The organism is Paenibacillus germinis, from assembly GCF_013141785.1.
Lineage (GTDB): Bacteria > Bacillota > Bacilli > Paenibacillales > NBRC-103111 > Paenibacillus_E > Paenibacillus_E phytorum.
In genome coordinates, this window is the sequence record NZ_WHOC01000020.1 from 1 (window position 1) to 8,902 (window position 8,902).

An 8,902-nucleotide genomic window follows, 5' to 3' on the forward strand; every position below is an offset into this window, starting at 1 on the left:
AATATACAACAATTTCAACCAAAAGTCTCTCTATACCCTCTAAAATGGTTAAATTGTTGTACAACATACAACAATCCTTAGCTTGCCTAGAAGAAATCAAGGAAATTGTTGTACGTTGTACAACTTGCCTTTCTAATTCGCTCTACCTTTATCAAAAGCCGCTAATTTCAATCAACTTTCATTAGACGACATAAAAAAAGGACTTCATCGAATTTAACATTCGCGGAAGTCCTTTTTGACCTATATTTATAAGACTTATTTGTCTTTTTTAGCGTGTGAACCGTCGCAGTTACCTTCAGTGTTTTGTGTGTTTCCGCATGCGCATTTACCCATGATCTCAGCCTCCTCACTTGTTTGTGGTGCTGAGGTAATTATATCTATTACACTTACAATTGTAAAGTGAATAATTAAAAGTTAGTAAATGAGTTTAATTATCATTCTCATTACACTTGTCCGCACTTTGTTAGCACTCTCTTACCGAGACTGCCAAGAATTTGACAATGACGTACTCTATCATGCAAGGTATAGTTATAGTAACAGAACATGCACGATAGTTTGCTAGATTAAAAATATATAATTAACCCTCGGGAGGTACTATGAAATCCACTAAACTTACGATGATCGCGACGGCCGCAATGGCTTTCTCCTTATTTACTTCAGCTGCACTTTCTCTTCCTGCTTCCGCTGCAGCCAAAACAAGCGCTGATTTCACAGATTTGGCTGGTAGTGATGCCGCACTTAAAGCTAAGATTGATGCGATGATTGCAGCCGGTATTTTTGAAGGCGTCTCGGACAGCACATTTGGCATTACGCAAAATATGACACGCGCTCAATTTGCCAAAGTAGCCACATTAATTTACAACATCACTGTTGATCCTACAGTTAAGGTGTCCAGTTTCTCTGATGTTAATGCCGATGATGCAGCGAATGGCTGGGCCATCCCTTATATTGAAGCTGCCAAAAAAGCAGGCCTCATTGACGGTGTCACAGACACTACTTTCGTTCCCGGCGATTCTGTAACAACAGCTCAGCTGGATACCGTTCTGCTTAAAGGTTTAGGCAAAAAGATTTCCATGACAGGCTCACCTTGGTACGTAGATGCTGTGAAACAAGCAACGGAACTTGGTATTCACCCTGCTAGTAAATCTGGCGACCTGCCTGCCAACCGCGCTGACCTTGTTCTAAGCTCCTATACAGCTCAGCAAGTTTTCGGGAATCAAACACGCATTTCGATTACAAAAACGCAAGCCTCTTCTTCCGACAATAAGAAGGTTCAAGTTACTTTCAATAAAAAAGTGGATGCTAGCAAAGCAACGCTCACTTTGAAAAATGGGTCAACTGTCGTTCCTACAACAACAGAATGGGCTAGTGATGGTCAATCGGTAACATTAACGACTACTCTTGCGCTCGCTGCAGGTGATTACACGGTTACGCTTGGCGGACTCGATGCCTCCACTGTCCAAACAACAACTGGCAGCTTTAGCGTTACAGCTTCTAGCACAGGGAACGTTTCTATTACCGGCACCTACACATTAGCTAGTGTACTCGATAGCGGTCTAACAGATTCAGCTACAGGATCAAACGGTCTCGTTAACAAAGCAACAGCTGAAGATCCAACACAAAGTAAATTAGCAAAAGAAATTGAAATTAAAGTGACATCAGCTAACGGTGATCCTATTGCAATCCCTGGGGTTGTTCAATCCGTTCATTCCTCTGATTCTAGCATTGCTAAAGTTGGACTTACTGCAGACCATCATGCTTACGTTCTAGGCAACAAGCCGGGAACTGCAGAAATCACTGTCCTTGTCCAAATTGGAAATGGCGATGCTAAGCAACTACACGTTACTGTCACGGTGAAAAGCGACGCGATCACTGCCAAGGAGATAAAAGCAGGACAAACTTCCATTGAGAAGACGGTAACAGGAAACGTTTATACCTTCAATGCTTTTACTGAAATGGATCTTTCCATCACAGATAATTACGGTATTAAGTACAAAAGTGCGGACATTAAAGGCTATAATTTCGCACTAGGCACCCTTTTCATCACGAATGACATTAAGGGAAATGCCGGAACTGTAGGAACCGTAGCGGTTGACGCGGCTGGAAACGTAAAAGTGACTGACAATGTGACCTCTTTCGAATTAACCGCTGTAACTCCAACAGGTGAAAAAACAACAAGCTACGTGATACTTAACCACTAGTAGAATCAAAAAAAGACCGTCAGAGCATTCACTCTGGCGGTCTTTTTCATCTATTATGGCTTAAACGCCAACAATGCCTCTCTAACCTCGGCCGCCGTGTCCATCTCCAAAATCCTTTCTACTAAAGCCGCGCAATCGCTGCGGTTCAAATCCGTAATCACTTTCTTCACCTTGGAAAGCGATGAAGCTGCCATGCTCCATTCATGCAGACCTAATCCGAGCAAAAGCGGTGCAGCAATCGGGTCACCTGCCATACTACCGCACATTCCGCTCCATTTGCCTACTGCTTTAGAAGCATCGATGACCGTCTTGATCAGTCGAATGACGGCGGGATGGAAATAATCGTATAAGTAAGCTACCTTCTCATTCATACGATCGACAGCAACCGTGTACTGCACAAGATCGTTCGTCCCGATACTGAAGAAGTCAACTTCCTTGGCAAATCTGGAAGCGAGCAATGCTGCTGACGGAATTTCAATCATAATTCCCAATTCTACAGAATCCGCATAAGGGATTCCTTCTTGGCTAAGCTGTTCACGAGTCTGATCATAGATTTCTTTCGCCTGACGCCATTCTTCCATGCCCGAAATCATCGGAAACATGATTTTCACATCACCGTGAACCCCCGCTCGCAAAATCGCACGAAGCTGGGTTATAAGCAGTTCCTTACGGTCCAGACAAAGTCGAATGGCCCGGTAGCCAAGAAAGGGATTCATCTCCTTCGGCAAATCCAGATAAGGAAGCTCCTTATCGCCGCCAATATCGAGCGTACGAATAACAACAGGGCGTCCCTTCATTGCTTCTGCTACTTGCCGGTAAGCCTTATATTGGGTTTCTTCGTCAGGCATCTGAGATTGCCCCATAAATAAAAATTCTGTACGGTACAGCCCTACCGCTTCAGCCCCTTGGCTTATCAGGCTTGCGGATTCTTCCACCGTACCGATGTTTGCAGCCAGTTCCACACGGAAGCCGTCCTTCGTGACAGCGTCTCGATCCACATAGGCCAGCAGCTCGGCCTTCTCGGCTTCATCTCGCTGCATGAGAGCGTGGTAGGATTCTTTGGTTGGTGCCGATGGGCTTAGGATACAGTTTCCAGTCGAGCCATCAATAAGAAGCTCATCTCCATGCCGAATCTGATCAATCCCATCCCCTAATCCCAGAATCGCTGCGATTCCTAATGAATTGGCCAAAATAGCGGTGTGGGAAGTCTTGCCTCCTATACGAGTGACAAACCCGAGCACCAAATTTTTGTCCAACTGAACCGTATCAGAAGGTGTCAAATCATCCGCTACGAGAATGACAGGCTCCCCGATATCGGAAAGCTGTGTTCCTTTGCGTTCACATAACTGAGCGAACATCCGGTTTCCTACATCACGGACATCTGCCGCGCGCTCCCGCATATATTCATTCTTCATGCTTTCGAACAGCGAAGCAACCTGCGTGACCACTTGATGTATCGCGCTTTCCGCTGTCCACTGCTCGCTTACTATTAATTTCTCCATGGGTGGATAAAAGGTTGGATCTTGCAAAAAGCTGATCTGCCCTTTCAGAATTACAGCCTTTTCTTCCCCAAGAGTACGCTGCGCCTTCTCAATCAGAACTTGCAGTTCAGCCTGGCAAGCAGATTTGGCTTCCCGAAGCCGTTCAACCTCGGTATCGACATCTTGTGTTTTCTTTTTCTCTACGTCCGTTAGCCGCACTGGAGCGTACACGAATGCTTTACCTGTGCGAATGCCAGCGGATACCCCTAGTCCTTGTAATGCTCTCTCCGTCATGCTAGCATCTCCTATCCCTCAAGCTGCTATAAGCAGCTCTTATACTTCTCCAAAGCCGCTTTCCACCAATTCAGCCAAAGCATCCAGCGCCGCTTGTTCATCCGGCCCTTCTGTTGTCAGTGTAATAACCGAGCCCTTCTCCAGACCTAACGTCATAAGACCGAGTATACTTTTCCCGTCTATGATCGAGATATTAGGTTCACTCTTATATTCAAGATTTACAGTTGATTGAAAAGATGCCGCCTTTTCTGTAAACAGTTGGGCAGGGCGAATATGAAAGCCGGAATCGTTCCGGATCGTAAGTTCTTTTGTAAGCATGACTTGCACATCTCCTCTTAAATGGTTTCCAAAATCGTTATTAATTGCTGCGCTTCTGTTACTTTCAACAAGCTTTCACGGAACTCCTCATGAATCAACTTACGGGAGAGCGCGATCAAAATTTGCAGATGCTCATTGCCTGCAGCGGCCTCTGGCACGGCGATCATGAAGACGATCCTCACAGGCTGGTCATCTAGTGATTTCCAATCAAGAGGCCCAGTCAACTTGGCAAAAGCAACGCCCGGCTTGCTAACTCCGTTCGACTTCCCGTGAGGAATAGCAACCCCGAAGCCTATACCTGTCGAACCGGTCTCTTCCCGCTTCAAAACCGCTTCCAAGTATGCTGCTTTATCCGTAATACAGCCAGCGGCTGCAAGTCCGTCGATCATGGATTTCATACAATCTTCTTTGCTTGTTGCTTCCAATGGGATCAAAATGCTTTGTTCATTCAGCAGTTCTTGAATATTCATATTCTTATCCTCCCTAAATATAAAGGGGGAAGAGATTCCCCCTGCGTGATTAGATTTAATTGGTGCAAAGATTTAGTTTCTTACAGGCTTCTTCAATATATTCAGCATGATGGCTGTAACAACCGTTCCTGCTACGATAGCTAAAGCATACAAAGCCAGGTGACCGACGGCATTCGGGATCGGCAGAACGAAAATCCCTCCATGTGGCGCGCGCAGAGTAGCGCCGAACAGCATAGATAAAGCGCCTGTTAAAGCAGAGCCAACCATGATCGAAGGGATCACGCGGAACGGATCGCCTGCGGCAAACGGAATGGCACCTTCCGTGATAAATGAAATTCCTAGAACAGAAGCCGCTTTACCGGCATCTCGCTCTTCCTTCGTAAATTTCTTCGGAGCAAGTAACGTTGCCAGCCACAAACCAAGCGGAGGTGTCATACCAGCAGCCATCACTGCTGCCATCGGACCATATACACTGCTGGCCAACAACCCTACCGCGAACGTATAAGCCGCTTTATTCACAGGACCGCCCATATCGAATGCCATCATCGCTCCCAACAGGAGACCGAGCAATACGGCATTCGTGGATCCGAGCGATTTGAGCCATACCGTCAAACCATCCATAATTGCTTTTACGGGTTCGCCAATGACATATATCATTAAAAGTCCAGTAATTCCGGTAGCCAATAAAGGAATAATTAGAATAGGTTTCAAGCCTTCAAAATTCTTAGGCATCTTGATATAATCTTTCAACAGCTTCGCGACATAACCCGCAAGAAATCCGGCAATGATTCCGCCAAGGAAACCTGCTCCCATTTTTGAAGCAAGCATCCCTCCAACAAGACCCGGCGCCAAGCCCGGCTTTTCCGCAATGGAGAAAGCGATGAATCCCGCCAAGATCGGTACCATTAGCGCAAAAGCTGCTCCGCCGCCAATGTCCATTAAAGCTGCGGCAAAAGTACCCTGTTCTTTAAAAGCCTCAATGCCGAAAATAAAAGATAGCGCAATTAGCAACCCGCCAGCAACAACCAAAGGAAGCATGTTTGAAACACCTGTCATCAAGTGCTTATAGGCTCCGGTTCGTGAAGCACTGCGCTGAGATTTCGACTGCTCTACTTGCTTCAGATAATCACCTGCAGAGGCCGCTTCTTTGTTCAATGCTTCATCGAGAAGGCCTGCCGGGTTTTTGATCGCCTGCGCGACAGGGACTTTAACAACCGGCTTACCAACAAAACGGGACTCTAACACATCCGTATCCGCAGCTACAATAATGGCATGAGCTTCGGCAATCTCCTGCTCGGTAAACTCATTTTCTACGCCGACAGCTCCTCTGGTTTCTACTTTAATCGTAATACCCTTTTCTCTAGCTGCTTTCGCTAAGGATTCAGCAGCCATGTACGTATGTGCAACACCGGTTGGACAAGCAGTAACAGCAAGAATCTTTTTCATAGACGCCCCCGCCTTCAATTCGAATTTGTTGTTTTTGGAATAGACCATATGTTCACACTGCCCAGTTTTTCTTCCACTTCAGCAAGCGTACAAACCTGTGTGCCTGGCTTCAAAGCCGTAACAGTTCCTGCAGCCGAGCTCCACCTCGCAGCTTCTTCCAGAGACATGCCATGCAGCATGCAATAAATGAGCGCGGCTACCATGGAGTCCCCAGCCCCAACTGTACTTAGAGGAGTAATTGGAGCAGGTTTGGCGCGAATGGCCTCCATCTCCGTTACAAGAATCGATCCCTCACCACCTAAAGAAACGGCCACGTAAGCAATTCCTTTAACGATTAATCTTCTTGCCGCATCGATAATCTCTTCATCCGTCCGGAAGGACTCTCCGAAGAACGACTCCAGCTCATGAATGTTCGGCTTGATCGCGTAGGGAACAGCCTCAATACCATGGACGAAAGGCTCACCATCGGCATCCAATACGGTCCGAACTCCTGCCTCATTCGCAATCTGAATAAGTGTCTTATAGAAATCACTAGGTATTCCCTTTGGCAAACTGCCCCCCAGGACAACCAACGAAACCTGATGAATATCGGTTCTGAAACGATCAAGAAATTGACTTAACACCTCATCGTCTACCGTGAATCCTGGCTCATTCAACTCCGTTGTTTCTTGGGTTTGTTCCACGTAGACCTTTAGGTTCGTTCTTGTTTCACCCTTCGCCTGAACAAACCAATTTGGGATGCCTAGACTCGTAAGTGTATCCGTCAGCACATTCCCCTGGCGCCCTGCACACAAGCCCCAAGCCGTCACATCAACGGAAAAATTCTTCAATACTTTGGCGACATTGATGCCCTTTCCTCCAGCATCCATTCGCCATTCTTTAATTCGGTTCAATCCGCCAAGAACAAAATCTTCTACAGTTACCGTTTTGTCCAAGGCCGGATTCAATGTAATCGTCAAGACAGGCTTCATGACTTCCTCCCACCCGTCTGTACGACGGTAACGGTAACCCCAGCCGTATCAAGCTCTTTCAGTGCATTATCCGATATACCGTCATCCGTCAACAGTTGGTCAATCTCGGATAATGCCGCAACCTTAGCAAAAGATACTCTTCCGTATTTGCTGTGGTCCATGAGTAAAATCACTTGCTTGGTTGAACGGAAGAAAGCCCTTTTAGTCGAAGCCTCCAACATATTCGGCGTTGTCAATCCAATGACAGGATCTAGACCATTGATAGCCACGAAGGCTTTATCTACATGTACGGATTCTAGCGCTTTCTCAGCTAACGGACCTACCATCGCCAACGTTTCATGACGTAAGGTTCCGCCCGTAAGAATCAAATCGATTCCTGTGTTGGCAGCCAATTCTTGAGCTACTGCAACGGAATTGGTTACTACCGTAAGCTTTTTGAATGTTTTCAATTCCTTAGCCAAATAATAAGTTGTAGTTCCCGAATCGAGTATGATGGAATCGCCTTCTCGAACCATAGAAGCGGCTTCTTTGGCTATCAGCTCCTTTTGTAAACGATAGCGATCTTCTTTTTCCACAAAAGTAGGCTCTGAATTGTCACTGACAAAAGCTACAGCTCCTCCATGCGTACGGCGAAGCTTGCCTTCTTCCTCAAGGATCTTCAGATCTCTGCGGACCGTTGATTCAGACACCTGAAAATGCTGAGCCAGCTCTTGAACGGACGCACGCTCTTTTACTTGAACATAATCGGCGATCTTCTGCTGACGTTCTTCCTCAAACAGCATCACGACCCCCCCTATTCCATTTCATAGATTTGCGCATATACGGTCATGCGTTTGATTGTTTGATCTCATTTATGATTATATGTGATCGATATTTATTTGTAAAGCGCTTTCTAGAGGTAATTTCTTTCATATTAGTCATATTTGATCACAACATATTAAGCTGCCGCGCATGAAAAACCCACCCTCAAAGGGCTGGGTTTTCAGAAGCTTCTATGATAAGGTCACTATCGCTTTTCTCCAAGTTTGAGCTGAAAACGTCCAATTCACGAAAAAAATACACGCTTGGCGATGCGATCATACTTACATAAATTACAGGAACCACATCAGCCCCCATCCACATATATTGGTGTAGCGTATTTCTGGCATAAAACTCTAAAGGAGATCATCCATGAATTATCCTCCTTCCTATTACACATACACATACCCCTACTCACCCTATGATCGTTTCCCTATTCCTGCTGCTTACTACCCTGCTTACTGGGCTTGGCATCGTGATTATCCGCATGTAGATACGAAGGTACTCTCACATTCGGCTGCAACCTCTCAGACCCTCCTTCGAGACGCCTCTCTCTTAATCCGAAAGCTGGCAGACCCAGCTATTGCCGGCCAATTGATGAGCAATGCCCAGAATGGCAATCAGAAAGAAGTGGATCGGATTATCCATACCTTTGGCATTGAGTCCATCATACTGACTAAATTTACACCAAGCGTTGTTCATTTCACTATCGATCCTCGCCTCCCCGAGAAACAATGCTGTGAAATGATATTGTCCCTAAAATGGGGCAAATGACAAGAAGAAAAACCGTCAGGAAAGATCATCCTGACGGTCCTTTTTCGGTTTAACGTGCATCTGCTTATATTCATATCCTTGTTTCGATACAGTTTTATTCAAACAATTTGCCCTACTTATGGTACGGTTCCCCGACTCGTGGACGGATC

At 45.9% G+C, this 8,902-nt stretch carries 8 protein-coding genes; 2 read left to right on the forward strand and 6 right to left on the reverse strand.

What is annotated here, in order from left to right:
* Nucleotides 1–596: 596 nt before the first annotated feature.
* Nucleotides 597–2,201, forward strand: coding sequence for an S-layer homology domain-containing protein (locus tag GC102_RS05765; protein WP_171688602.1), 1,605 nt, complete (start codon nt 597–599; stop codon nt 2,199–2,201).
* Between the two features lie 53 nt (nt 2,202–2,254).
* Here the strand turns inward: GC102_RS05765 and ptsP are convergent, their stop codons facing one another.
* From ptsP to GC102_RS05795, 6 genes are all read right to left on the reverse strand, one after another.
* A complete protein-coding gene (gene ptsP, locus GC102_RS05770; protein WP_171688603.1) occupies nt 2,255–3,976 on the reverse strand; it encodes a phosphoenolpyruvate--protein phosphotransferase in 1,722 nt (573 codons plus the stop codon).
* 39 nt (nt 3,977–4,015) lie between these two features.
* Nucleotides 4,016–4,294: an HPr family phosphocarrier protein gene (locus GC102_RS05775; protein WP_171688604.1), complete on the reverse strand. Its 279-nt coding sequence runs from the start codon at nt 4,292–4,294 to the stop codon at nt 4,016–4,018.
* Between the two features lie 17 nt (nt 4,295–4,311).
* Complete coding sequence (locus tag GC102_RS05780; RefSeq protein ID WP_171688605.1) at nt 4,312–4,764, reverse strand: PTS sugar transporter subunit IIA; 453 nt, start codon at nt 4,762–4,764, stop codon at nt 4,312–4,314.
* Nucleotides 4,765–4,836: 72 nt separating this feature from the next.
* Nucleotides 4,837–6,210: a PTS fructose transporter subunit IIC gene (locus GC102_RS05785; protein WP_171688606.1), complete on the reverse strand. Its 1,374-nt coding sequence runs from the start codon at nt 6,208–6,210 to the stop codon at nt 4,837–4,839.
* 14 nt (nt 6,211–6,224) lie between these two features.
* Nucleotides 6,225–7,181: a 1-phosphofructokinase gene (gene pfkB, locus GC102_RS05790; RefSeq protein ID WP_171688607.1), complete on the reverse strand. Its 957-nt coding sequence runs from the start codon at nt 7,179–7,181 to the stop codon at nt 6,225–6,227.
* Nucleotides 7,178–7,963: a DeoR/GlpR family DNA-binding transcription regulator gene (locus GC102_RS05795; RefSeq protein ID WP_171688608.1), complete on the reverse strand. Its 786-nt coding sequence runs from the start codon at nt 7,961–7,963 to the stop codon at nt 7,178–7,180. Before GC102_RS05795 ends, pfkB begins: the two co-directional genes overlap by 4 nt.
* Nucleotides 7,964–8,351: 388 nt before the next feature.
* Here GC102_RS05795 and GC102_RS05800 point away from each other — a divergent pair, with 388 nt between their 5' ends.
* On the forward strand, nt 8,352–8,753 hold the full coding sequence (locus GC102_RS05800; RefSeq protein WP_171688609.1) for a YuzC family spore coat inner layer protein: 402 nt from the start codon (nt 8,352–8,354) through the stop codon (nt 8,751–8,753).
* The last annotated feature ends 149 nt before the right edge of the window (nt 8,754–8,902 follow it).